Annotated in this window: 22 protein-coding genes and 1 pseudogene; 16 read left to right on the top strand and 7 right to left on the bottom strand. The window is 74.8% G+C overall.

Translation table 11 applies throughout. The annotated features are described in order from the left end of the window. Positions 1–39: 39 nt before the first annotated feature. Positions 40–1614, bottom strand: coding sequence for a carboxyl transferase domain-containing protein (locus J2S46_RS08010; RefSeq protein WP_191292027.1), 1575 nt, complete (start codon positions 1612–1614; stop codon positions 40–42). A gap of 441 nt (positions 1615–2055) precedes the next feature. On the opposite strand from J2S46_RS08010, the gene J2S46_RS08005 reads away from it, so the two are divergent. The 11 genes from J2S46_RS08005 to J2S46_RS07955 all read left to right on the top strand — a co-directional run bounded on the left by J2S46_RS08005 (position 2056) and on the right by J2S46_RS07955 (position 12616). Next, a complete protein-coding gene (locus tag J2S46_RS08005) occupies positions 2056–3522 on the top strand; it encodes an NAD(P)/FAD-dependent oxidoreductase (protein WP_229913021.1) in 1467 nt (488 codons plus the stop codon). A 215-nt stretch (positions 3523–3737) separates the two neighbouring features. After that, the gene (locus J2S46_RS08000; protein WP_191292025.1) at positions 3738–4652 is read left to right on the top strand and encodes an SDR family oxidoreductase; all 915 of its coding nucleotides are present in this window, start codon (positions 3738–3740) and stop codon (positions 4650–4652) included. A gap of 321 nt (positions 4653–4973) precedes the next feature. After that, positions 4974–5288: a tetratricopeptide repeat protein gene (locus J2S46_RS07995; protein ID WP_191292024.1), complete on the top strand. Its 315-nt coding sequence runs from the start codon at positions 4974–4976 to the stop codon at positions 5286–5288. A 189-nt stretch (positions 5289–5477) separates the two neighbouring features. Beyond that, positions 5478–6350 (top strand): class I SAM-dependent methyltransferase, encoded by an 873-nt coding sequence (locus J2S46_RS07990; RefSeq protein ID WP_229913020.1) that lies wholly within the window; start codon positions 5478–5480, stop codon positions 6348–6350. A 449-nt stretch (positions 6351–6799) separates the two neighbouring features. Then, complete coding sequence (locus J2S46_RS07985; RefSeq protein WP_191292023.1) at positions 6800–6943, top strand: hypothetical protein; 144 nt, start codon at positions 6800–6802, stop codon at positions 6941–6943. Between the two features lie 236 nt (positions 6944–7179). Continuing rightward, complete coding sequence (locus J2S46_RS07980; protein ID WP_191292022.1) at positions 7180–8202, top strand: MBL fold metallo-hydrolase; 1023 nt, start codon at positions 7180–7182, stop codon at positions 8200–8202. 186 nt (positions 8203–8388) lie between these two features. Continuing rightward, positions 8389–10017: an ATP-binding protein gene (locus J2S46_RS07975; RefSeq protein WP_191292021.1), complete on the top strand. Its 1629-nt coding sequence runs from the start codon at positions 8389–8391 to the stop codon at positions 10015–10017. Continuing rightward, the gene (locus tag J2S46_RS07970) at positions 10014–10442 is read left to right on the top strand and encodes a roadblock/LC7 domain-containing protein (RefSeq protein WP_073927235.1); all 429 of its coding nucleotides are present in this window, start codon (positions 10014–10016) and stop codon (positions 10440–10442) included. Before J2S46_RS07975 ends, J2S46_RS07970 begins: the two co-directional genes overlap by 4 nt. Next, a complete protein-coding gene (locus tag J2S46_RS07965; protein WP_073927234.1) occupies positions 10439–10795 on the top strand; it encodes a DUF742 domain-containing protein in 357 nt (118 codons plus the stop codon). The genes J2S46_RS07970 and J2S46_RS07965 overlap by 4 nt, the downstream gene beginning before the upstream one ends. Next, positions 10773–11384, top strand: a complete 612-nt coding sequence (locus tag J2S46_RS07960) for a GTP-binding protein (protein ID WP_191292020.1) — start codon at positions 10773–10775, stop codon at positions 11382–11384. The genes J2S46_RS07965 and J2S46_RS07960 overlap by 23 nt, the downstream gene beginning before the upstream one ends. Beyond that, positions 11381–12616 (top strand): cytochrome P450, encoded by a 1236-nt coding sequence (locus tag J2S46_RS07955; RefSeq protein WP_191292019.1) that lies wholly within the window; start codon positions 11381–11383, stop codon positions 12614–12616. Before J2S46_RS07960 ends, J2S46_RS07955 begins: the two co-directional genes overlap by 4 nt. Before the next feature lie 171 nt (positions 12617–12787). On the opposite strand, the gene J2S46_RS07950 is transcribed toward J2S46_RS07955, so the two are convergent. Beyond that, the gene (locus J2S46_RS07950; protein ID WP_191292018.1) at positions 12788–13669 is read right to left on the bottom strand and encodes an IclR family transcriptional regulator; all 882 of its coding nucleotides are present in this window, start codon (positions 13667–13669) and stop codon (positions 12788–12790) included. A 466-nt stretch (positions 13670–14135) separates the two neighbouring features. On the opposite strand from J2S46_RS07950, the gene J2S46_RS07945 reads away from it, so the two are divergent. From J2S46_RS07945 to J2S46_RS07935, 3 genes are read left to right on the top strand one after another with little or no spacing between them, the layout of a single operon-like run. Continuing rightward, positions 14136–15446, top strand: a complete 1311-nt coding sequence (locus tag J2S46_RS07945) for an extracellular solute-binding protein (RefSeq protein ID WP_191292017.1) — start codon at positions 14136–14138, stop codon at positions 15444–15446. Positions 15447–15461: 15 nt separating this feature from the next. Then, complete coding sequence (locus J2S46_RS07940; RefSeq protein ID WP_191292016.1) at positions 15462–16439, top strand: carbohydrate ABC transporter permease; 978 nt, start codon at positions 15462–15464, stop codon at positions 16437–16439. Continuing rightward, a complete protein-coding gene (locus tag J2S46_RS07935; RefSeq protein ID WP_229913019.1) occupies positions 16436–17284 on the top strand; it encodes a carbohydrate ABC transporter permease in 849 nt (282 codons plus the stop codon). The genes J2S46_RS07940 and J2S46_RS07935 overlap by 4 nt, the downstream gene beginning before the upstream one ends. Before the next feature lie 237 nt (positions 17285–17521). On the opposite strand, the pseudogene J2S46_RS07930 reads toward J2S46_RS07935, so the two are convergent. Beyond that, positions 17522–17965 (bottom strand): annotated as a pseudogene (locus J2S46_RS07930) (carbohydrate-binding protein); the annotation flags it as partial. Here J2S46_RS07930 and J2S46_RS40805 point away from each other — a divergent pair. After that, positions 17927–18310: a beta-1,3-glucanase family protein gene (locus tag J2S46_RS40805; protein WP_191292100.1), complete on the top strand. Its 384-nt coding sequence runs from the start codon at positions 17927–17929 to the stop codon at positions 18308–18310. The pseudogene J2S46_RS07930 and the gene J2S46_RS40805 sit on opposite strands and share 39 nt — an antisense overlap. A 52-nt stretch (positions 18311–18362) precedes the next feature. On the opposite strand, the gene J2S46_RS07925 is transcribed toward J2S46_RS40805, so the two are convergent. Further along, positions 18363–19367 (bottom strand): formylglycine-generating enzyme family protein, encoded by a 1005-nt coding sequence (locus J2S46_RS07925; RefSeq protein ID WP_191292014.1) that lies wholly within the window; start codon positions 19365–19367, stop codon positions 18363–18365. Between the two features lie 149 nt (positions 19368–19516). Further along, positions 19517–20929 carry a sulfatase family protein gene (locus J2S46_RS07920; protein ID WP_191292013.1) on the bottom strand — a complete coding sequence of 471 codons (1413 nt, stop codon included), beginning with the start codon at positions 20927–20929 and terminating at the stop codon, positions 19517–19519. Between the two features lie 570 nt (positions 20930–21499). Between J2S46_RS07920 and J2S46_RS07915 the strand changes: the two genes are divergently transcribed. Continuing rightward, a complete protein-coding gene (locus tag J2S46_RS07915; protein WP_191292012.1) occupies positions 21500–22234 on the top strand; it encodes an HAD family hydrolase in 735 nt (244 codons plus the stop codon). A 401-nt stretch (positions 22235–22635) separates the two neighbouring features. Here the strand turns inward: J2S46_RS07915 and J2S46_RS07910 are convergent, their stop codons facing one another. After that, entirely contained in the window at positions 22636–23238 is a 603-nt protein-coding gene (locus tag J2S46_RS07910; protein WP_191292011.1) for an SsgA family sporulation/cell division regulator, read from the bottom strand. A 167-nt stretch (positions 23239–23405) separates the two neighbouring features. Then, the gene (locus J2S46_RS07905; protein WP_073927224.1) at positions 23406–23666 is read right to left on the bottom strand and encodes a GlsB/YeaQ/YmgE family stress response membrane protein; all 261 of its coding nucleotides are present in this window, start codon (positions 23664–23666) and stop codon (positions 23406–23408) included. Positions 23667–23777: the final 111 nt, after the last annotated feature.

The raw sequence follows: 23777 nt of genomic DNA, 5'->3' as shown, positions 1-23777 counted from the left end.
CCGGGCGGGCCGCGCCGGTCGGTGGCGCGGCCCGCCCGGTCAGCGGAGGCTGTCGCCGAGCCGCCGGTGGCGCAGCCGGCGGCCGGCCGCCAGGTCCGCCGCGGGGACGGCGGCCAGCTCGGCGAGGGCGGCCCCGACCGCCTGGCCCACCCGGACGCAGAACGCCTCCGACTCCTCGGCCGCGTCCGGGAGTTCGGGAATCACCCGGTCGACCAGGCCGACCGCCGCCAGGTCGTGGGCGCCGATGCCCTGGGCGCGGGCCAGCTCGGCGGCGTGCTCGCCGTCCCGGTGCACGATCGCCGAGGCGCCCTCCGGCGGGAGCGGGGCCAGCCAGGCGTGCCGGGCCGCGATCACCCGGTCGGCGGGCAGCAGGGCGAGCGCCCCGCCGCCGGAGCCCTGGCCGAGCAGCACCGCGAGCACCGGGGTGCGCAGCGCGAGCAGCGTGGTCAGGCAGTGTGCGATCTCCACCGCCACGCCGTCGAGTTCGGCCTGCGCGGAGAGCTCCGCCCCGGCCGTGTCCACCACCGTCACCAGCGGCAGGCCGAGCTGCTCCGCCTGCTGGGCGGTCCGCCGTACGGCCCGCAGGTCGGCCGCGGTGAAGGGCAGTTCCTGCGGGCCGGTCCGGCGCTGCTGCCCGACCACCAGGGCCGGCCGGCCGCCGAACTCGGCGAGGGCCCGGACCAGCGCGCGCTCCGGGCCGTACGGCCCGGCCGGCGACTCCAGCACCACGGGCCGGACGGCCGCGTACCGCAGCAACTCCCGGGCGCCGGGCCGTCGCGGGTCCCGGCTGCGCCGCACGGCGTCCCAGGCGTCGGGCGCGGGGTCTTCGGGCGCTGGGCTGTCGGGCGCGCGGGCGCCCGTAGCGGTGGCGTCCGGTGCCGGCCCGGGGCGGACCCGGCCGGCCGGCCGGCCGCTCGGGCGTGGCCCGGCGGGCCGGTCGCAGAGCAGCGACAGCAACCGGCGCAGCACGTCCCGCAGTTCGCTCGGCGCGACCACGGCGTCCACCAGTCCGCGGCCGGCCAGGGTCTCCGCCGACTGCACGCCGTCCGGCAGCGGGACGCCGCGCAGTTCCTCGTACACGCGCGGCCCGAGGAACCCGAGCCGGGCGCCCGGCTCGGCCAGCACCAGGTGGCCCAGCGTGCCCCAGGAGGCGAAGACCCCGCCCATGGTCGGATTGCGCAGGTAGGTGAGGTACGGCAGGCCGGCGGCCTGGTGGGCCTGGACGGCGGCGGTGACCCGGAGCATGCAGAGGAAGGCGGCGGAACCCTCCTGCATCCGGGTGCCGCCCGAGACCGGCAGCGCGATCAGCGGCAGGCCCTCGGCGGTGGCACGCTCCACGGCCCGGGTGATCCGTTCGGCCGTGGTCACCCCGATCGAGCCGCCCAGGAAGCCGAACTCCGAGGCCACCAGGGCCACCGGCCGCCCGGCCAGCAGGACCCGGCCGGTGGTCACGGCCTCGTCCAGGCCGGTCCGCTCCCGCGCCCGGGCCAGCGAGGCCCGGTAGGCGGGGTCGGCCGCCGGATGGCCTGCCGGCTCGTCCCAGCAGTCGAAGCTGCCCGGGTCGGCCAGCAGGCCGACGAACTGACGGGCCGTCAGGCCGGGTCGGCCGGTCATCGGAGCCCTCCCGTCACGGCGCCGCGCCCGGTACCGCACCCGGTATCCCCCGCGGCGGGACGTACGGCGTCCGGTACGCCGTCCCGTGCGGCGGCCGCGGCAGCACGAACGGCGGTGCGTACGGCCGCCGGGGTCCGCGGTGCGCGTCCGGTCAGGCGTTCGGTCAGGCGTCCGGTCGGTCGGTCCAGCTCCCAGGAATCCACCCGATCACCCTACGCACCGGCCCGGGAACGGACGGGAGTGTCGGGCGGACTGTGAGCAGTCCCACCGCCCGGGCCGGCCCGCCCGTCGCCACGGGCGGGATCAGGCGGCACCCGACGGTCTGTCGTGCCGGCGGCCCGGGAGCTGGCAGCCTGACGGTTGCCCGGGCGTAGGGTCGTGATTAGCGTGCCTGGCATGTCCGGCGTCCCCCCGCCGGCCCGTCCGGAAAGCAGGCTCCCTGTGGGCACCTCCGCCACACCCGCCACCGCCGCCGAGTCCGCCGTCGCGAACGGGGCGGTCTCCTTCTGGTACGCCGAGACCGGACTGCCCGAACCCCGGCCACGGCTGGACGGCCCGGCCGAGGCGGACGTCTGCGTCGTCGGCGGCGGCTTCACCGGCCTGTGGACCGCCTACTACCTGAAGAAGGCCGACCCCTCCCTGCGGGTCACCGTGCTGGAGCGGCGGTTCTGCGGCTACGGCGCCTCCGGCCGCAACGGCGGCTGGCTGTACAGCGGCTTCGCCGGCCGCGGGGTCTTCGCCCGCCGGTACGGCCGGGAGGCGGCGACCGCCATGCAGCGGGCCATGAACGACGCGGTCGACGAGGTGATCCGGGTCGCCGCGGCCGAGGGGATCGAGGCCGACATCGTCAAGGGCGGCGTTCTGGAGGTGGCCCGGAACCCCGCCCAGCTGGCGCGGCTGAAGGCCTTCGTCGCGGAGGAGCACGCCTACGGCCAGCAGGAGCAGGTGCTGCTCGGGGCGGCCGAGTCCGCGGCCAGGATCGGGGTGGCGGGCACCCTGGGCGGCAGCTGGGGGCCGCACGGTGCGCGGATCCAGCCGGTGAAGCTGCTGCGCGGCCTGGCCCGGGTCTGCGAGGAGCTGGGGGTGACCGTCCACGAGGCCACACCCGTCTCCGAGATCCGGCCCGGCCGCGGCACGGCCCCGGCCCGCGCGCTCACCCCGTACGGCGCCGTGTCGGCCCGGTTCGTGCTGCGCGCGACCGAGGGCTTCACGGCCGGGCTGCGCGGGGAGCGGCGGACCTGGCTGCCGATGAACTCCTCGATGATCGTGACCGACCCGCTGCCGCCCGGGTTCTGGGCCGGCGTGGGCTGGGAGGGCCGCGAGACCCTCGGCGACATGGCGCACGCGTACATGTACGCGCAGCGCACCGCCGACGACCGGATCGCGCTCGGCGGACGCGGGGTGCCCTACCGTTTCGGCTCACGGGTCGACGACGACGGGGCCACCCAGCGGCGCACGGTCGAGCAGCTGCGGGACATCCTGCTGCGCTTCTTCCCCTCGGCCGGCGCGTACGTCGGCCCGCACGCCGGCGTGGCGCACGCGTGGTCCGGCGTGCTCGGCGTGCCGCGCGACTGGTGCTCGACCGTGGAGCTCGACCCGGCATCCGGCCTCGGCTGGGCCGGCGGCTACGTGGGCAGCGGCGTCACCACCACCAACCTGGCCGCCCGGACCTTGCGCGACCTGGTGCTGCGCGAGTACGCGGGCCCCGGCGCCGCGGCGGACACCGCCCTCACCGCGCTGCCCTGGGTCGGGCACGCGGTGCGCCGCTGGGAGCCCGAGCCGCTGCGCTGGCTCGGGGTGCACGGGATGTACGCGGCGTACCACGCCGCCGACCGGCAGGAGAGCGGCGGCCGGGCCGGCACCTCGCCGATCGCCCGGATCGCCGACGTGGTCTCCGGGCGGCACTGACCGCCCGGGCCTCCCGGCCGCCGAGGGCCGGTGCGCCGGGCGGCCCGGTAGCCCGGCCGCCCGGCCGCCAAGGGCCGTCGGGGTCGGGTGCCCCGATCGTCGGGCCTGACCGGGCCCGGCGAGCGAGAATCGGAGCGACACCGAGTCCCCCGCGCGGTGGTGGCTCCCGGACGCTTCCGGGCGGCCCCCGCCCGCCCGGAAGCGAAGGACCAGACATGGCAGAGGCACTCGCCGGCAAGGTCGCCCTGGTGGCGGGCGCGACCCGGGGCGCCGGGCGGGCGATCGCCGTCCAGCTCGGCGCCGCCGGCGCGACCGTCTACGTCACCGGCCGCAGCACCGCGGGCCGGCCCTCGGAGTACCACCGGCCGGAGACCGTGGAGGAGACCGCCGCCCTGGTCACGGCCGCGGGCGGGCAGGGCGTCGCGGTGGTCACCGACCACCTGGTGCCGGCCCAGGTCGAGGCCCTGGTCCGGCGGATCGAGGCGGAGCAGGGCCGGCTGGACGTCCTGGTGAACGACATCTGGGGCGGCGAACTGCTCTTCGAGTGGGACAGCACGGTGTGGGAGCACGACCTCGACAACGGCCTGCGGCTACTGCGGCTCGCCGTCGAGACGCACGCCATCACCAGCCACTACGCGCTGCCGCTGCTGCTGCGCAACCCTGGTGGACTGGTGGTCGAGATGACCGACGGCACCGCCGAGTACAACCGGACCAGGTACCGGGTGTCCTTCTTCTACGACATCGCCAAGTCCGCCGTGCTGCGGATGGCGTTCGCGCTCGGCCATGAACTCGGCCCGCGCGGTGCGACCGCCGTCGCGCTCACGCCCGGCTGGCTGCGCTCGGAGATGATGCTCGACCACTTCGGCGTCACCGAGGACAACTGGCGCGACGCACTGGAGAAGGTCCCGCACTTCTGCATCTCCGAGACCCCCGCGTACGTCGGCCGGGCGGTGGTTGCGCTGGCCGCCGATCCGCAGCGGGCCCGCTGGAACGGCGGGTCGCTCTCCAGCGGGCAGCTCGCCCGCGAGTACGGCTTCACCGATCTGGACGGCAGCCGGCCGGACGCCTGGCGCTACATGGTCGAGGTCCAGGACCCGGACCGGCCGGCCGACGCCACCGGCTACCGCTGACCGGCTCCGCCGGTGGCCCGGCGGCGCGGACGGAGGTCATGGTCCGCGCCGCCCGGGTGCCCGCTGCCCGTCGGCGGGCGGCGGCGAAGGTCCGGGTTCGTGCTGTTTCGCGGGAGTGCGTCCGCTCCGCGCCCGAGGTGTGGTTTCGTGGGCCCATGAGGGACGGGACGACGGTTCCGGCCGTCGGGGACAGGCTCCGGATGGAGCGCCCGCTGGGAGCCGGCGGGCAGGGGGTGGCGTGGCTGGCCCACGACGAACGCCTCCAGCGCCGTGTGGTGGGGCGGATCGGCGTTCCTGAGGCGTCGTCGGCCGGTGCCGGCGATGTCCGGGTGGCGCGGGGCCGCGGCGGCGGGTTGGACCCACCACCAGCTGGCCGAACTCGCGGCCGAAGGCGGGGACACCCACCAGGAGAAGGAGCACTACGCGGCCGCCGCGCGGATCGGGTCGGATGCCGGCGACCACGTCCTGGCGGGCTGGAGCCTGTTCAACACGGCCCGGTGCGAGGAGCGCGCCCACGATCTCCGGCAGGCCCGCGAGCGCTATGCGCAGGCGAAGGAGACCGGTCTCCGGATCGCCGACCGATGGATGGTCGAACAGTCCGAGGAGGGGCTCCGGCGGCTCGCAACTCCCGGCTGAGCGACCGGCTCGGCATCGTCGCCCACGGCCGGTCGTCGTTCCTGCCCGGGCCGTCCGGTTTCGTCAATCCGGGCACGACGGCGCCGGGTTTCGCACGTTTCCGGTTGGCTGAATCGAAATCTGACGGTGCTTCCGAAAAATTCTTTTCTGTGGTATTATGTCGCAAATACCCTAGTAGTCTCTCGCGCCATGGTGAACAATGAACAGCCGAGCCGGACGGCTCTCATGTCGGCCGCCGCGCGTGCGGCCCATCTCCTCGTCGACGATGCCCCTCCGATCTTCGCCGACACGCTGGCGCGGCGCCTGCTGGGCGATCAGGCCGATGAACTCCTCGGCTACCACCAGGCCTACGGTGACCACCCCGTCCTGTCCGGGGCGCGGGCGGCGGCCGTCACCCGCAGCCGTTACACCGAGGACCGGCTGGCGGAGCTGGCCGGGCAGGGCGTCGACCAGTACGTGATCCTCGGCGCGGGGCTGGACTCCTTCGCCTTCCGGTCGGAGCCGGCCGGGCGCGTCCGGGTGTTCGAGGTCGACCGGCCGGCGACGCAGCACTGGAAGCAGGCCGTGCTGGCCCGGGCCGGGGTGGCGGTGCCGCCGTCGACGGGCTTCGTCGCGGTGGACTTCGAGCAGCTGTCCGCCCGGACCTTGGCGGACGGGCTCGCGCGGGCGGGCTTCGACCCGGGCCGGCCCGCGCTGGTCAGCTGGCTGGGGGTCACCATGTACCTGAGCCGGGAGGCGATCGGGCGGACCCTGGCCGCCGTCGGCGGCCTCGCGCCCGGCACCGAACTCGTCGTGGAGCACCTCCTCCCGGCCGGGCAGCGGGACGAGGCGGGCCAGGCGTACGCGGAGGTGGTGATGGCGGCTGCGGCCGAGCAGGGCGAGCCCTGGCGGACCTTCCTCACCGCCGGGGAGATGGCCGGTCTGCTGCGCGAGTCCGGGCTCCGGCCGGCCGGGAGCGTCGGGCAGCGGGAGGCCCTCCCGGCCGCGGAATGGGAGCGGACGGACTCGCTCCGGCCGTTCGAACTGTCCGTGCTGACCCGCGCGAGCGTACCCGCGCGCTGAGCGGCCGGCCGCCGGCGCCCCGGCCGACCGTGGGGTGCCGGCGGCGGGTGCCGGGCGGCTCGGGCACCCGTGCTGACCTGGTACTGTTCTTCCTGTCGAGAGAGTGATCTCCCGTCAGGCGTCGGTGGTGCTGGTGGAGCACGTCCTACTTTCAGTAGGAAGAGTCCGTTCGAATCGGGCCCGGCGCTCCATTCTTTTCCGGCGGCCTTCCGCCGGTCCCCTCCCGGCCTCCGGGCCGGCCTGCGGTTCGCTGCCTCCCCGCCGCCGTTCCGGCGATGCGCCGGATGCCGTCCGCCCGGCAGCCCGATCCCGGCAGACGTGGCCCCCGGTGGATCAGCAGCAGGGCCGGATCCCGTCTTCGGCCTGGCCGGCCGGCCTCCCGGCGGGGCAGCACCTCGGCCCGGCGGCCCGCCTCGTACGCCTCGATGCTGCGGAGCGGCACGTCGTGGGTGGCGTCGTCCAAGGCGTACGCCCCGCCCGCGAAGTGGGCCGCCCGCGCGGCCGCGGCCGTCGCGACCGTGCGGGTGCAGGCCTCGGAGTCGGCGAGCACGGCGATGGGGGCGGTGGAGGTCATGCCCCCGTCATGGCGGTGACCTCCGACAACGCGGCCCGGACGCCGGCCGGGGTGGCCGGTCGCCCGTGACGCCCTGTCCGCCCCGGGCGGCCGGTGCTGTCACGGCACGGTGTCCGGTCGGTGGACAGGGCGCGGCGGCGGCTGTCCGCGCTTCGGGTGGTTTCCGCCCTTTTGGGGTGGTCGGGCGGCCGCGGGACTGTGGTGATCGTGTGGGTTCGGAGGCGCGGCCGACCCAACATCGGCATAATCGCGGCCATGACGATCGCGCGTGCGAACATGAGCACGATTGCTGAAGACCTGTACGTATGGCTTCCGCCGAAGCGGGGCTGGGGCCTGGCCAACTGCGGCCTGCTGACCTCCCCGCGCACCGCGGCCTGGATCGACACCCCCTACGACCCCACCCTGGCGGGGGAGTTCCTGGCCGAGAGCCGCAAGCGGCTGGCCGCCGGGGTGTCGGTGGACCGCGTGATCGTCACCCACGCCAACGGGGACCACCTCTGGGGTGCGGGCGTGCTGCCGGACGCCGAGGTGATCGCCACCAGGGAAGCCCTGGAGCACATCCACTACGAGCCCACCCCGCAGCAGCAGCACGCGCTGGTCAAGGGCGCCGATCCGGCCTCGCCGCTGGGCTGGTACCTCGGTGAGCACTTCGGGCAGTTCGACTGGTCGAGCACCGAGCCGGTGCACCCCACCCTGATGTTCCAGGGCGAGCTCGAACTGCGGGTCGGGGACCACCCGGTGCATGTGATCGGCCTGCCGCCGGCGCACACCGACGGTGACCTGATCGTGCACCTGCCCCGGCAGAAGGCGGTCTTCTCCGGCGACATCATCTTCGCCTCGACCGAGGAGTTCCCCGGCGACCACCCGGTGCACTGGGCCGGACCGCTGCAGAACGTGATCGATGCCTGCGGCCGGGTGCTGGACACCGGGGCCGAGATCGTCATACCCGGCCACGGTCCGGTGCTCGACCGGGCCGGGGTCCAGCGGCACATCGCCCACCTCGCGCACGTCCAGGAGCGCGCGCACGCCCTGCACGCGGCCGGCATCCCCGCGCTGGACGCCGCCCGGCGGGTGATCGCCGAGGGGCGTCACCCCGAACTCGGGCTGCCCGAGCGCCTGGTGGTCACCATCGGCTCCGAGTACCGGCACCTGGACGGCTCCGAGCAGCCGGCCATCCTCGACGTGATGAGTCAGGTCGCCACTGTGGCAAAGGAGTTGGAGCCGGTCAGGATCCCCGGCCGGCGGACCGCCGACGGCCGGCCGGTGTTTCCCGCCTGACCCCGGTGCCGCCCGCCCGGCCCCGGCCCGGGCCGCCTGACCCAGGTACCGTCCGCCCGGCCCGGACGACCGCTCCGGGCGGACGGTACCGGCGGCAGCACCCGCCGTACCGGCCGGCCCCACGCGTCCCCACCGTGGCGGTCCGGCCGGATCCCGCCGGATCCCCCCATTCGACCGAGGACTTCGATGACCCAGATCGCGCTGCTCGCCCTGGCGGCCCTCAGTGCCGCCGCCCTGGTGGCAACCGGCGTGCTGGCCCGCGCCCGCCGGCGCGTCACGGCCCGGGCCCGGGCCGCGGAGGAGCGGCTGGCCCGCACCGAGGACCGCGCCCGGGAGGCCGAGGCACGGCTCGCCCGTAGCGAGGAGCAGGCCCGGACCGCCGAGTCCAGGCTCGCCCAGAGCGAGTCGCGCGGTCGGACCGCCGAGGACCGGCTGGCGAGGAGCGAGGAGCGGCTGCGGACCGCCGAGGACGGCACCCGCGCGCTGCTCGCCGAGATCGTCCACCTGGCCGAGGAACGGCTGCCGGCCACCGCGCTCGCCCTGGCCCACCCCATCGCGCCCGTCCCCGGCCCGAAGGCCCCCGGTGTCTGCGGGGAGCAGGCCGAACGCGCCCTGCAGGCCGTCCTGGACGCCTGCGCCGCCGCCGTCACCGGCGAGCGCGACCGGGTGGACGGCGCGGCCCGGGCCACCATGCGCGGAGCCACCTCCAAGATCCAGACGCTGCTGTACCAGATCCAGAGCCTGGTCCAGCAGTTGCAGCACGACAACGACGATCCCCGGCTGCTCGAAGTGGACTTCCGCAACGAGGTCGCGCTGCGCCGGATCCAGACCGTGGCCGTCCTCTGCGAGGCCTGGCCCGGACTGGCCCGGACGGACTCCCCGCTGGCCGAGGTGGTGCTGGGCGCGCTGTCCCGGGTGCCCGGCTACGCCCGGATCAAGGTCGCCAACCACCTGCGGGAGGAGCGGCTGGCCGTGGTCGCCCGGGCCGCCGAGCCGCTCGCCGTCGCGATCGCCGAGCTGCTCGCCAACGCCACCGCCTACTCCCACCCGGAGACCGAGGTGCCGGTGACCGTCCAGCAGGGCGGGCGCGGGGCGCTGGTGGTCATCGACGACAGCGGCATCGGCATGGAGGACGACCAGCTGGGGCGGGCCAAGCGGCTGCTCTCCGGCCCGTCCGAGGTGCCGCTCACCGAGCTGGGGAACCCGCCGAAGGCCGGCTTCGCGGTGGTCGGCAAGCTCGCCCGCCAGTACGGCTTCACCTGCCACATCGAGCCGTCCCCGTACGGCGGGATGCGGACCATCGTGCGGATCCCCGGCGCGCTGCTGACCGTGGTGGACGCCGGGCAGCCGCTCTCCGTGCTGACGCCGCTGCCGGTGGCGGCACCGCTGCCGGCCGTGAACCGCCCGCCGCTGGCGGGGCCGGTCCCGGAACCGGCTCCGGAGCCGGGTACCGCACCCGCCACCGGCCCCGACCTCGAACACCCGCCGGCCGTACCGGCCGTACCGGCCGTACCCGCACCCGCACCCGCACCCGCGCCCGCGCCCGCGCCCGTCGGGACGGGCGCCCTGCCCCCCGTACCGCTCGGCGACGGCAGCGAACTGCCCAGCCGTCGCCGGCGGGCGCCGCTGCCGCAAGCCACCGCCGCGGACCGGGCCACCCCCGAACGGGCCGCCGAACCGGCCCCCGAACGCACCCCCGAGCAGGCCGCCGCGCGCTGGCAGGCCCTGCAGGACGGCACCGGCTCCGGGCGGGCCGCCGTCGCCTCGTCCGAACCCAGCCCCACGTCCGAGACCCCCCAAGGAGCCGACCAGTGAGCACGTCCCGACCTCCCGTCACCGACGAGATCTCCTGGGTGCTGACCCCGCTGCTGGAGCTGCCCGGGGTGCTGCACGCCGTCATCGCCACCGGGGACGGCCTGGTGGAGGGCGCCTCGAAGGACCTCAGCCGGGCCTCCGCCGAGCGGGTCGCCGCGATGACGGCCACCGTGCACGCCGCCGCCCGCGCGTTCACCACCGCGTTCACCGACGTGGAGCAGCCGAAGCTGGCCCAGACCGTGGTGGAGTCCGACCTCGGGTTCGCCGTGGTCGTCCCGGCCGGGCAGAACACCTCGCTGGCGGTCTTCGCCGCGCCGGACGCCCAACTCGGCAACGTCGCCTACCAGATGCAGGTCCAGGTCGCGGCCCTCTCCCGGGCGATGGCCAGCCCGGCCCGGCAACAGGATGCCGTCGCGCGAACATGACCGCCGTCCCCCCGCGCCGCCGCATGGTGCCCGCCTACCTGGCCACCGGCGGCCGTAGCCGGCCCAGCCGCGCCGCCTTCGACCGGCTGACCCTCCTGCACTCCGCGAGCCCTGATCCGCCGCAGGGCCTGGAGGCCGAACACCGGCGCCTGTGGGAGCTGTTGCGCCCCGGCGCGCTGACCCTGGTGGAGGCGGCGGCGCACCTGCGCCTGCCGGTCAGCGCCACCAACTTCCTCGCGGCCGATCTGGTCGACGCGGGCGGCCTGCAGGCCCGCAGCCCGATCCCGCGCGCCCAGCAGATCGACCGCACCCTCGTCGAGAGGCTCCTCGATGGACTCCGCAGCCTCCGCTAGCCGGATCGGCTACCTGCCCGACCGGGACCAGATCCTGATGAAGATGCTGGTCGCCGGCCCGTTCGGGGTCGGCAAGACCACCCTCATCCGGACCTTGTCCGAGATCCCCACCCTGCACACCGAGGAGGTGATGACCGAGACCGGCGCCCCGGTGGACGACGTCGCCGGCCTGCCGGACAAGACCACCACCACCGTCGCGGTCGACTTCGGACGCCTCACCCTGCCCGGCGAGGTGGTGCTGTACCTCTTCGGCACCCCCGGCCAGCGCCGGTTCTTCCCGCTCTGGCAGGACATCGCGCGCGGCGCCCTCGGCGCGCTCGTGCTGGCCGACACCCGCCGGCTGGCCGAGTCCTTCGAGATCATGGACATGGTGGAGGAGCAGGGACTGCCCTACGCGGTCGCCGTCAACTGCTTCCCCGACGCCCCCGCGCACTCCGCCGAGGTGCTGCGCGGGCACCTCGACCTGCACCCCGACACCCCGCTGGTGCTCTGCGACGCCCGCGACCGCGCCACCAGTGTCGAGGCGCTGATCGCCTTGGCCGAACACGTCCTGCACAGCCTGCCCAGCCTGCCCCAGGAGCAGCGGTGACCCAGCCCGGCCCCCGACCCACCGCCCTCTACGGCCCGGCCTTCGCCGCGGACCCGCACGGCCACTACGACCGGCTGCGCGCCCACGGCGCCACCGCGCCGGTCGAGATCGCGCCCGGCGTGGAGGCGCTGCTGGTCACCGACTACCAGGCCGCGCTGGACGTGCTGCGCGACAGCGACACCTTCTCCAAGGACCCGCGCGCCTGGCAGCGCGAGCAGCCCCCGCAGTCGCCGGTCCTGCCGGTGCTCGGCTGGCGGCCGACCGCGCTGTTCAGCGACGGTGAGGTGCACGCGCGCTACCGCCAGGTGATCACGGACGGCCTGGCCCTGATCGAGCCGCACGTGCTGCAGGCCCGGGTGGCCCAGGTCGCGCACGAGCTCGTCCGGCGCTTCGACGGCTCCGGCACGGCCGATCTGATCGCGCAGTACGCCCGCCAGTTGCCGCTGTTCGTGTTCAACACCTGGTTCGGTGTGCCCGAGGAGCACAGCAACCGGCTGGTGGCCGGCATGTCCGGGATGATGGAGTCCACCGAGAAGGCGGCCGCGGCCTACGCCGACTTCGTCGAGGTGGTCGCCGGGATGGTCGCCGACCGGCGGGTCCGCGGCCGGCAGGACCTCACCTCCTGGTTCCTCAACCACCCCGCGGGGCTGGAGAACGACGAGGTGGTCCGGCAGATCACCCTGACCATGAGCGCCGGGCACGAGCCCACCACCAACCTCATCGGCAACGCCCTGCTGCGGATCCTCACCGACGACCGCTACGCCGGTTCGCTGTTCGGCGGCGCGATGACCGCCCACCAGGCGATCGACGAAGTGCTCTGGCACGAGCCGCCGTTGGCCAACCTCTCGGCGCACTACCCGCGGTACGACCTGACCTTCCACGGCCGCCGGATCACCGCCGGCCAGCTCCTGCTGGTCTCCTACGCGGCGGCCAACTCCCAGGCGGCGCCGACCCCGGAGAGCACGCACGTCCGCAGCGGCGAGAGCGCGCACCTGGCCTGGGCGGCCGGCCCGCACGCCTGCCCGGCCCGGGAGCCGGCGCTGCTGATCGCGATCACCGCGATCGAGCAGCTCACCAGCCGGCTGGGGGACTTGGAACTCTCCGTCCCGCAGTCCGAACTGCTGTGGCGGCCCGGCCCGTTCCACCGCGCCCTGGTCCACCTCCCGGTCCGCTTCACACCGGTGGCGGGGGAGTCGGACCGGTCCGCGCGACAGGTGGCCGCGCAGCACTGACGGCCGGGGCGGGCCGGCGCCGTGGCGGCGCTCCTCGCCGGCCGGCGGACGGGTCAGGAACAGGCCGCCCGCCACCCGCAGCCTTCCCGGCCGCTCCGGGCCGGGGCCGGGGTAGGGACGGGGGACGGGGGACGGGGGAGTGGGGCGGACGGTGCCGCGGCCCGCGTCCGCTCACGCCCTGGCAGGGCGCCCGGTGCTCTCCGTGGGCTGGCGGTCCGAGCCCAGTTCGCGGGAGATCCGCAGCCCGACCTGGGCGACCACCGGGCCGAGGTTGCGCACCCGGGCGGCGGTCATCCGGGAGATCAGGCCGGAGACCGACAGGGCCGCCGTGACCTCGCCGGTGTGGTCGAAGATCGGCGCCGCCACGCAGCGGACCTCCGGTTCGTTCTCCCGGTCGTCTATCGAGTAGCCGCGGGCGCGGATCCGGCCCAGGTCGGCGCGCAGCCGTTCGGCGTCCGAGATGGTCCACGCGGTGACCGGCCGCAGCCCGGCGTCGACCACCGCCTCGACCTCGGTGTCGGGCAGCCACGCCAGGATCGCCTTGCCGGTGGCCGTGCAGTAGGCGGGGGCCCGGCTGCCGACCCGGGAGGCCATCCGGACGTTGGTCTCGTCCTCGACCTTGTCGACGTACACGATGCCGGGGCTCTCCCAGACCGTCAGGTGGACGGTCTCGCCGGCCTCCCGCTGCAGCCGGCGCAGGTGTTCGGCGGCGACGCTGCGCAGGTCGAGGGTGGAGAGGTAGGCCTGGCCGAGCCGCAGCGCGCCGTGGCCGAGCCGGAACCAGCCGGTCTCCCGGTCGCGGTCGAGCAGGTGCTCGTCGAGCAGCGGGCCGGTGAGCCGCAGCACGGTGCTCTTGTTGAGGCCGAGCTCCTCCGCGAGCTGGCCGAGCGGTACGCCGCGCCCGCCGTTGGCGTGGTCCCGGACGTGGCCGAGGACGGCGAGCGCGCGGCGCAGCGACGAGGACTGGTTCCGGTCGCCCGGCACCGCCGGCGCCGCCTTGCGCCCGGCCGGTGCCGCCGGGGCCGGTCCGTCGTCGGTGGCTTTCTCCGTCATCGCTGCGTTCCTCTCTGGTGCGCGCGCCACGGGCGCGGGCCGCGTCGGCCGCCGGCGGGCGGGCCGTCCGCCGGGTGGTGCCTGTCCTGCGGCGCGCTGTCGCGACGCCCGTGCTGTCGCGCGCGGGCCGCCGGCGGGGGAGCCGGGCGCTGACCTGCGCCGAGTCGTCCGGGCGTGCCGGGGACGCGCCCCGCGTCCGGTTCAGACGGTACCGCCCCGAGCCCCGGATGCCGATTCTTCGGCATGGTGTTGTGCAATGCAAAACTTCGGCAAGGGTCTCTTGTTGGCCGCGCGAGCCCCCGCTTAACGTCACGGCATCGAGCGGAACCCCGGCACGGTATGCCGGGCGGCCCCGCCCCAACCCCCCCTTCTCTTCACCATCGGCCCCGGTCAGGGCCTGCTCCGGCGCGTCCGCCCCCACGGACCGGCGCCGGAGCAGTCGCTGTCGGGCGGGAGGTCTCCACCCATGCGACTCATCAGATGGACCGCCACGGCCGCCGCACTGACGGTGGGCTGCCTCGCGCTGTCGGCCTGTTCGCCCGGCACCGCCCTGCCCGCCGACGGCAAGGCCGCCGATGACAGGACCGGCACCCTGCAGGTCTGGCTGTACAACGAGGCCGGCAACGCGCCCAAGGAGGCGGTGGTCGCCAAGGCGGTCACCGAGTTCCAGGCGGCCCATCAGGGCGTCACCGTCAACGTGAGTTACATCGACACCGACGCGGCGGCCCGCGCGGCGAAGATGAAGGGCGCCTTCAACGACCCGTCCAGCGCCCCCGACCTGGTCGAGTTCGGCAACACCGACCTCCCCGGCTACGTGGCGGCCGGCGGCCTGGCCGAGATCGGCGCGGAGCTGGACGGCTGGTCCTCGAAGGGCGACCTCGACCCGGCCATCGCCAAGACCGCCGTCCTGGACGGCAAGACCTACGGCCTGCCCTGGTGGGTCGGCGTCCGGGCGCTGTACTACCGCACCGACCTGTTCACCGAGGCCGGGCTGGCCGCCCCCACCTCGTACGACGAACTGGTCGCCGCGACCAAGGCGGTGCACGCCCAGCACCCCGACACCTTCGGCATCGCCGTCGGCGGCAAGTACACCTTCGGCGCCCTGCCGTTCGTCTGGGACGCGGGCGGCGACATCGCCACCAAGAACGGCGACACGTACAAGGCGGCCATCGACTCCGCCGAGTCGCAGGCCGGCGTCAAGCGCTACACCGACCTGTTCGGCGCCGACGGCTGCCCGGCCCAGCAGTGCGCGGACCTCACCGGCGGCAAGACCGTCGACCTGTTCGCGGCCGGCAAGGCCGCGATGGCGATCCTGCCCAACTCCAGCCGCAGCAAGGTCGACGCGGGCCCGGCCAAGGGCAAGTACGCGGTCGTCCCGCTGCCCGGCAGCAAGGCCGGCTCGGTCGCCCCCGCCTTCGCCGGCGGCAACAACCTCGGCGTGATGAAGGCGGCCAAGCACCGCACCCTGGCCGTCGAGTTCGCCGAGCTGCTCGCCGGCCCCGCGAACCAGCAGGCCATGTACGACGCGATGGGCAACCTGCCGACCCTCAAGTCGGTCAACACCGCGGTCGCCGCCAAGGACGCGTTCCTCAAGCCGTTCACCGACACCATCGCGGCCGGCACCCGGTTCGTCCCGATGGACCAGGGCTGGGCGCAGATCGACGCGCAGGCGGTCGTCCCGACCCTGCTCCAGCAGGTCGTCACCGGAAAGGCCGACGTGGCCAAGGCGTCCGGCGACGCGGCGCAGCAGATCAACACCGCCTTCACGGCGCACTGAGAGCAGGTCCCGCCCGTGTCCGCACCCACCACGACCGCCCCGGCGGCGTCCGCTCCCCCCGCGGGGCGCCGCCGGGGCGCCGGCCCGGCCGCGCCCCCGCGCGGCCGGCGCCGCACCCCGCTGCTGCTGCTCCTGCCGGCCGCCGTCATCCTGATCCCGCTGGTCGCGTACCCGATCTACCAGCTGGGCCTGCTCTCGGTGCTCGACTTCGGCCAGGCGCAGGCGTCGGGCGGCGTGCCCACCCGCTTCGTCGGCTTCGACAACTACCGCGGCATCCTGACGGACCAGCAGTTCTGGACGGTGCTGGCGCAGACCGTCGGCTTCGCGGCCTTCTGCGTGGTCGCGACGCTGGTGGTGGGCGCGGCCCTCGCCGTCCTGCTGACCAGGATCGGCCGGACCGCCCGGCTCGTGCTCACCACCGCCTCGATGGCGGCCTGGGCGGCACCGGCCATGACCGGCTCCACGGTGTGGAGCTTCCTGTTCGACACCAACCTCGGCCTGGTCAACGACCTCCTGGTGAAGCTGGGCCTGTCGGGCTTCCACGAGTACAACTGGTTCTACGACAAGTGGACGGCGTTCCTGATCGTCGGCGCGGTGGTCGTCTGGCACTCCTACCCGTTCGTGATGGTCACGCTGTACGCGGGCATCAACGCGATCCCGGCCGAGATCCTGGAGGCCGCCTCGCTGGACGGTGCCAACACCTGGACGACGTTCCGCCGGGTCACCGCCCCGATGCTGCGCCCGATCCTGACCATCGTGGTGATCCAGTCGGTGATCTGGGACTTCAAGGTCTTCACCCAGATCTACGTGATGACCACGGGCGGCGGCATCGCCGGGCAGAACCTGGTGCTCAACGTGTACGCGTACCAGAAGGCCTTCGCCTCCTCGCAGTACGGGCTCGGCGCGGCCATCGGCGTGATCATGCTGTTGATCCTGGTCATCCCGACGGCCCTCTACATCCGCACCCTGCGACGTACGGGGAACGAACTGTGAACACCCGCAGCCGTTGGCGCCTGGCCGCCAACTCCACCGCCTACCTGGTGGCCGTGGTCGCCGCATTCCCGATCTTCTGGATGGTGCTCTCCGCGTTCAAGCCCAAGGGCGAGGTGCAGTCGCTGCACCCCAGGCCCTGGACGACGCACCCCACGCTGGAGAGCTTCCGGCAGGTCCTCGGAGTGGACGGCTTCGGCCGGTACTTCCTCAACAGCGTGGTGATCGCGCTGGCGGTGGTGGTGCTGTCCGGCGTGGTGGTCTTCCTGGCGGCGGTGGCGGTGACCCGGTTCAGGTTCCGGTTCCGGACCACCGTGATGGTGATGTTCCTGATCGCCCAGATGATCCCGGTCGAGGCGCTGACCATCCCGCTGTTCTTCATGTTCCGCGACGCCGGCCGGTTCGCTCCCGGCATCGGGCTGAACACGCTGGCCTCGCTGATCCTGGTGCAGCTGGCCTTCTCGCTGCCGTTCGGGATCTGGATGATGCGGGGCTTCGTCGCGGCCGTTCCGGTCTCCATCGAGGAGGCCGCCCAGATCGACGGCGCGAGCCGCACCCGCATCCTGTGGCGGATCCTGCTGCCACTGGTCGCGCCGGGCCTCGCCGCGACCAGCGTGTTCTCGTTCATCGCGGCCTGGAACGACTTCGTCTTCGCGAAGACCTTCATCATCAGCGCCACCCAGAACCAGACCCTCCCCTCGGCCCTGCTGGTCTTCTTCAAGCCGGACGAGAACGACTGGGGCGGGATCATGGCCGCGTCCACCCTGATGACCCTGCCGGTGCTGGTCTTCTTCGTGGCCGTCCAGCGCAAGCTGGTCTCCGGGCTGGCGGGCGCGGTCAAGGACTGACCCCCATGGACTGACCGCCGACGAGGGCGTGCGGTCAAGGACCGATCGGTGTGGGCCGGTCGGGAAGCGACGGCGGGTGACCGAGGTGCCGTGGGGCGGCCCGGACACCCGCCGTCGGCATGCCGGAACGGCGCGGCCCCGGCGAAGTGGCGGGCGAAGGGGCGAAGGGGCAGGTGGTGCGGGGAGCGGCGCCCGCGGTGGGACGGCCGCCGCTCCCCGCGTTCCGGCTGCGGACGGTCAGTGGCCGAAGGCGAACCAGTTGAGATTGACGAAGTCGGCCGGCCGACCGCTGGTGAACGTCAGGTGGACGTCGTGGGTGCCGGTGACGGCGGCGATGTTGGCGGGCACGGACCGCCGGCTCTGCGAGCCGCCGGTGTCGGCGACGGCGAACGAGCCGACCGGCGCGTTGGTCCGGCTGTCGAGGCGGACCTCGACCAGGCCGCTGACACCGCCGGCGGCGTCGAGGTAGAACCGCACCTGCTCGGGGCTGGTGCCGCGGTCCCACGCCATGCCTTGGGTGTGGAAGCCGCTCTGGCAGGTGCCGGGGCTGCACACCTTCCGGCCGCCGATTCCGCACTTCTCGTCGCAGGGGCCGCCGGGGCCGGTGCCGCAGGGCATCGTGGCCCACTCGTTGTTGATGCCCTGGACGTTCTCCATGATGTCGATCTCGCCGCCGCCCGGTGGCGGCACGCCCCCGCCGGGCGGCCCCGGTACCCTCCCCGTCGTGTTCCGGAACAACACCCGCGGCATCCGGCCCGACAGTCAGGTCTACGTGCTCGTCCTCGGGACGGCCACTGCGCCGCCTTCAACCGGGGCGTCGCGCTCGACACCACCAGGTGGTACGCCCCGGGCGCGTACTACCCGGCCCCCACCGCCAAGAACGACTACGCCGGGTTCTTCCACTGCGTCGGCCTGGGCCACCGGGCCTGCGGGTTCGCCTACGACGACGTCAACGACCAGAGCTCGGTGCGGATCCTGCCCGACGCCGACCCGCCGAGCCGGCTCACCATCGGGATCGGCCGGTGACCGGGCCCGCCGGGGCAGTGCGCCCGGCGCTGCCCCGGCGGGCCGTTGGGCCTCAGCCTCGGGCGGCCGAGGCCACCCGGAAGCCGGTGTTCCCGGTGGAGCTGTCGGGCGTGTTGGAGCTGCGGGCGGCCACCCGGTAGCGGTTGCAGTAGGAGTCGTGGCACATGTGCGAGCCGCCGCGCATCACCCGTGCGCTGCCGCTCGGCGGGCCCGCCGGGTCGGTCCGCGGCCCGGTGCGGTGGAAGTCCGCGCTGAAGTAGTCGGCGCACCACTCCCACACGTTGCCGACCGTGTTGAACAGGCCGAAGCCGTTCGGGCGGTAGGAGCGGACGGGGGCGGTGCCGCGGTGCCGTCCGGTGTTCGAGGTCGGGAAGACACCCTGCCAGATGTTGAGCATCTCCCGCCCGCCCGGGGCCAGTTCGTCGCCCCAGGGGTAGCGCCGCTGCTCCAGGCCGCCGCGCGCGGCGTACTCCCATTCGGCCTCGGTGGGCAGCCGGGTGCCGGACCACGCGCAGTAGGCCCGGGCGTCGTTCCAGGAGACGTGCACCACCGGGTGGTTCTGCCGGGCGGCGAAGCCGGACCCGGGCCCTTCGGGGTGCCGCCAGTCCGCGCCCTCCACCGCGTGCCACCAGGGGGTGCCGACGACCGTGCGGGAGGCGGCCCGCAGCTCCTCGGACAGGAAGCCGCCGAAGACGAAGGAGAAGCCGAAGCGTTCGGCGTCGGTGGTGTGGCCGGTCTCCTTGACGAAGGAGGCGAACTCGGCGTTGGTGACGGTCGTCGGGGCGATCCGGAAGGCGCCGACCCCCACCTCGCGGACCGGTCCCTCGCCGTCGGCGGGGAAGCCCGCGGGGTCGTCGGTGCCCATCAGGAACCGCCCGCCGGGCAGGTCGAGCAGGCCGCGGGCGGCCCGCAGCGCGGCGGGGGACGGCGCCGCGGCCGGGGCCGGCGGCCGGGCGGCCGGGAGTGCGAGGGTGAGCAGCGCCGGGCCGGCCGATCGCCCGCCGCAGGAGGCGTTCTGGCCGAAGGAGGGGTTCTGCGGGGCGCAGCAGGCGAGCATCGGTACGTCCAGGGGTCGTCGGGGTGGCGGGGACGGCCGGCGGGCGGGCCGGAGCGTGGTGCTCCGGCCCGCCCGCCCGGGGCCCGGTGGGGGACGGACCCGGTGGCACGGACCCGCCGGCACGGATCCGGCGGGTCAGGCCGAGCGGGTCAGGCCGAGCGCTCGGCGGCCAGCGCGGCGGCCAGCGCCGGGATGCCGAGCTGCTGCTCCTGCTGCGGGGTGGCCTGGTAGAGCTTGTTGGTCAGCTGGTGCGGGTCGTTGACGAGATCGTAGTACTCGCGGAACAGCACCGATCCGGTGCCGGCGGGCTTGCCGGCCGCGTCGGTGTGGATCTGGTAGTACTCGGTGTACTGCTCGGTGTCGCTGACGTACGAGGACCAGGTGTGCGGGCCGCCCGCCGCGGTGCCGTGCTTCCACCATTCGACGAGCAGGTGGTCGCGGCTGTACCCGGTCAGCAGCGAGTGACCGTCCTGCGGGGTGTCGGGCGTGATGCCGGCCGCGTCCAGGATGGTCGGGGCGATGTCGATGTTGGCCACGATCCGGTTGTCGACGGTGCCGGAGCCGAGCCCGCCGGCCGGCCAGGAGACGTAGAACGGCACCTCGATCGAGGGCCGGTAGGGCACCGACTTCTTCAGCCACCCGTGGTCGGCCCAGGTGTACCCGTTGTCGCCGAGGTAGAAGACCAGGGTGTTCTCCAACTGGCCGAGCGCGGCCAGCTTGTCGTGGAAGGCCTGCACGGCGTCGTCGACCGAGAGCAGGGTGCGGAGCTGGCGGCGGCGCAGCGCCTGCGCGTCGGCCAGGGTGCCGGTGGCGTTCTGGATGAAGTCCGGCTTGTCGCTGCGGTCCGGCTCGGTGACGCCGGGCCGGCCGTTCCACGCGGGGACGGGCGTGTCGGCGTACTTCGCCTCGGGTGTGTTCGGTTCGTGCGAGGCCTTCGGCGCGACGAACGCGAACCACGGCCGGGGGTCGGCGGCGGCCTTGTCGAGGAAGGCGAGGGTGCGGTTCTTGATGACCGTGGTGCTGTAGCCGGGGATGGCCCGCACCGTGCCGTTGTCGTTCCAGGTGCCGTCGTTGTAGACGACCGGGCTCTCCAGCAGCCACTCCTCGAAGTGCGGCGGGTTGTCGGCGGCGTGCCACGCGTTCAGGTACTTGCCGAACAGGCCGGTGCGGTAGCCGGCCTGCTTGAGGTAGCGCTGCACGGTGGTGTGCTGGTCGAGGTTGTACGGCGAGGAGTTGTCGAGCACGCCGTGGTTGTGCGCCTGGCGGCCGGAGAAGATCGACGAGCGGGACGGTGCGCAGAGCGGGGTCGCGACGTGGCCGGCGGTGAACCGTACGCCCTGGTCGGCGAGCCAGGCGACGGTCTTGGGGGTGGCCCACTCGGTCTGCTTGGGCTGGTCGTCGGTGAGGATGACCAGGATGTTGGGGCGCGCGGCGGAGGCGGCGGGTGCGGCCGCCGCCGGGGCCGCGGCGGCCAGGGCGCCCAGGGAGGGTGCGGCGGCGACGGCGGCTGCTCCGGCGAGGAATCCCCGCCGTCCGACGAGGTTCCGGTCGTTCCGGCTCATCAGGCTGTCCCTTTCGTGGACGGGTGGGCGGCCCCGTGCTCCCGAACGGGCACGGCCCGGCCCGCCCGGTGGCTGGGTGCCCCTGGGCCGGTCGGTCGTGCCGGTGCGTGACGGTGCGGCCGCCGGTGGGTGGGCGGGTACGGGTGGCCGGGTGCCGCCCGGCCGGCGCGGTGGCCGGGGGGAGCGATCTCCGGCGGCCTCGGGAGCGACCGTAGGGTCCGCCGGAAGTCGCCCGCAATGCGGTCGGAGCCTTCAACATGTTCATTTCACATGGCTGTTGCGTGGCGTCATGCCAAGGCCGCCGACGTACCGTCAGCGGACGCGGCACGCCGCCCGCCGGGGCATCCCCGGCGGACCGGACCCGCCGCCAGGACCGGCCCGCCCCGGCCCGCCACGGCCCGCCGCCCGGTCGGCCCCGCGCTGTCGGACTGCGTCGGCCCGGACTGCGCCGGGCCGGTGAAGAGGCCCGGTCGCGACCGGCGCCGGGCCACCCCCGGCCGGATAGGGTCGGTGCGTCCGGCGTCCGCCAGCGGGGGCGGTGCGCGGGACGGACCTGGACGGAGCCCTGCCATGCCCCTGCCCGTCGCGGCGCTCTCCTTCGACGGGGACGACACCCTGTGGGACTTCGGATCCGGCTTCGCCCCGGCGATCGCGCACGCCGCCCGACTGCTGTCGGAAGCCTGCGGCGGACGCGCCGTCACCGTCGGCCGGCTGCAGGAGATCCGCGAGGAGGTGGCGCGGCGGATGCCCGGGGCCGGCTTCGGCGAGATCCGCCGGGCGGCCCTCGCGGAGTCCGCCAGGCGCCTCGGGTGCGAGCGCCCCGGTCCGCTCGCCGAGGAGGTGTACCGGGCCTTCCTCGCCGTCCGGGCCGAACGCACCCTGCTCTACCCGGAGACCGGACAGGTGCTGCGCCGGCTGGCCGCCTCGCTGCCGCTCGCGCTCACCACCAACGGCATCACCGACCTCGGTCCGCTCGGCCTGGACACCGTCTTCACCGTGGTCACCAGGGCCGCCGAGTGCGGCGTCCACAAACCCGATCCCGGCATCTACCGGCTCACCGCCGAACGGCTGGGCGTCCCGCCCGCCGCGGTCCTGCACATCGGCGACCACCCGGTGGAGGACGTGGCGGCCGCCCGGGCGGCGGGCATGGCGGCCGTGCTGCTGGACCGGACCGGCCGCACCCCCGGCGCGCTCCGTTCGCTGGAGGGGCTGCCCGCTCTGCTCGCCGATCCCGGCCGGGAGCTTCCGGCCGGTCCGGCGCGGCCGACGGGCCCGGCGAGCCCGGCGGACCTGACGGCCGGGTGACCCAGGGCCGGCAGCATGACCACCTGGCCGGTGAACCTCGGCAGATCCCGCTCCCTCAGCCTCGGCACACGTTCGAGCCGGCGCCAGGACGCGTCGAGGCGCCGGCCGGCGGTGCGGGGGTGCTCGGGCACGACTGCGTCCGGTCCGTCCCCGGCGACGAGGTCCACGACGTCCCCGGCGAACCCGGAGCGCTCACGACCGGGCAGCTCTCCGGGGGCCTGGCCGCACCTGCGGACCTCCTCGCAGTCCTCCCGGGCCGGGCCGTGGGCCGCCACCCGGTCCGGCTGTCCGATCTCCTCCGCGCGGACCGGACAGCGGGGCGCTTGCCGGCCGTCCCACACGCGCACGTGACGCGGGACGACGCGCGTCGTGGCGGGGGACGACGATGGCGCAACGGAATGCTAGGCCCGGTTCGCGTGGCGCAGCAGCGCCTCGACGGTCTCGGGCCAGTCGATCCCGTGGTGCTCCTCGCCGGCCGGCAGCGACTCCTCGGCCTCGGCGAGGAAGGCGGCCAGCCCGGCGGTGTCGGTGTGGACGAGGGCGACGCCGCCGTCCCCGTAGAACTCCAGCCGCGTCAGGCCGGCGCCCGCCGGTCGCAGCCGCAGGTCGCCCAGGCCGGCGGGCTCGTGCACGCCCTCATTCAGCAGCTCCCGGGCGACGGTCCAGACGATGCCGTCCTCGGCCCGGCCGCCGTCCTCGACCTCCAGGCCGTCCGCCAGCAGGGCCGGCGCCGGAAAGCTCAGCGAGACCTCGTACGGCGCCCCGGGGTCGTAGCGGAGCACCATCCGCAGGGTCCGGGGGACGGGGCCGGCCAGGTGTGCGGGGAGCGACCGCTCGACCCGGGTGCCCCGCCGGGGGTGGTCGGGGCCGGTGCCGGCGCCGCCGGTCGCGGGGGTGGCCGCAGGGGGTGCCGGCGTCGCGCCCGGAGCGGTGGAGCGGCCGGTGAACGCGGTGCCGGCCGGGTCGGTGGGCGGTTCGGCGGGCGGGTTCGTGTGGGCGTTCATATGCGCGGCAGCCTCCGGCGGAGTCGTCAGGTGTCCATCGCCTGCCCCTCTTCGCGCCCGGCACTCCTTCGCCGACGGAGAATCTGCCGCCAGGTCAGAATCTCCGCCGGGACGGCCACCGGCCCCGCGGCCCGTGCTGGGCGGCGGGGCCGGCGACAGGAGTCCGGTCAGCTTCGGCGACGGCCCCAGGCCGGGCTGACCACGGTGATCAGCGCGGCGGCCACGCCGATCTGGAGCAGGTGCCGGATCCAGTCGATCCCGCCGGTGTCGCGGACCCCGAGGCCACTGGCGAGGGCGTTGCCGGCCACGGCGCCGACCACTCCGAGCAGGATCGTCAGCCAGATCGGAATCGGTTGCCGGCCCGGCAGCAGCAGCCTCGCGAGCAGGCCGATGATCAGACCGGCGATGATCGCCCACAGAAATGACATGAGGTCTCCTCGTCTCGGTGCTCCCCGGAGCGTCCAGGGCCACGGCACCCGTCTGCCCCGGCCGGGCCGCCTCATGTGTCCTCGGTCCGCCGCCCGCTCCGGGCGGCCCGC

This window comes from Kitasatospora herbaricolor (genome assembly GCF_030813695.1).
In the GTDB taxonomy this organism is placed as follows: domain Bacteria; phylum Actinomycetota; class Actinomycetes; order Streptomycetales; family Streptomycetaceae; genus Kitasatospora; species Kitasatospora herbaricolor.
The sequence above is the reverse complement of the archived record's forward strand: the minus strand, read 5'-3'. Positions and strand labels throughout refer to the sequence as shown.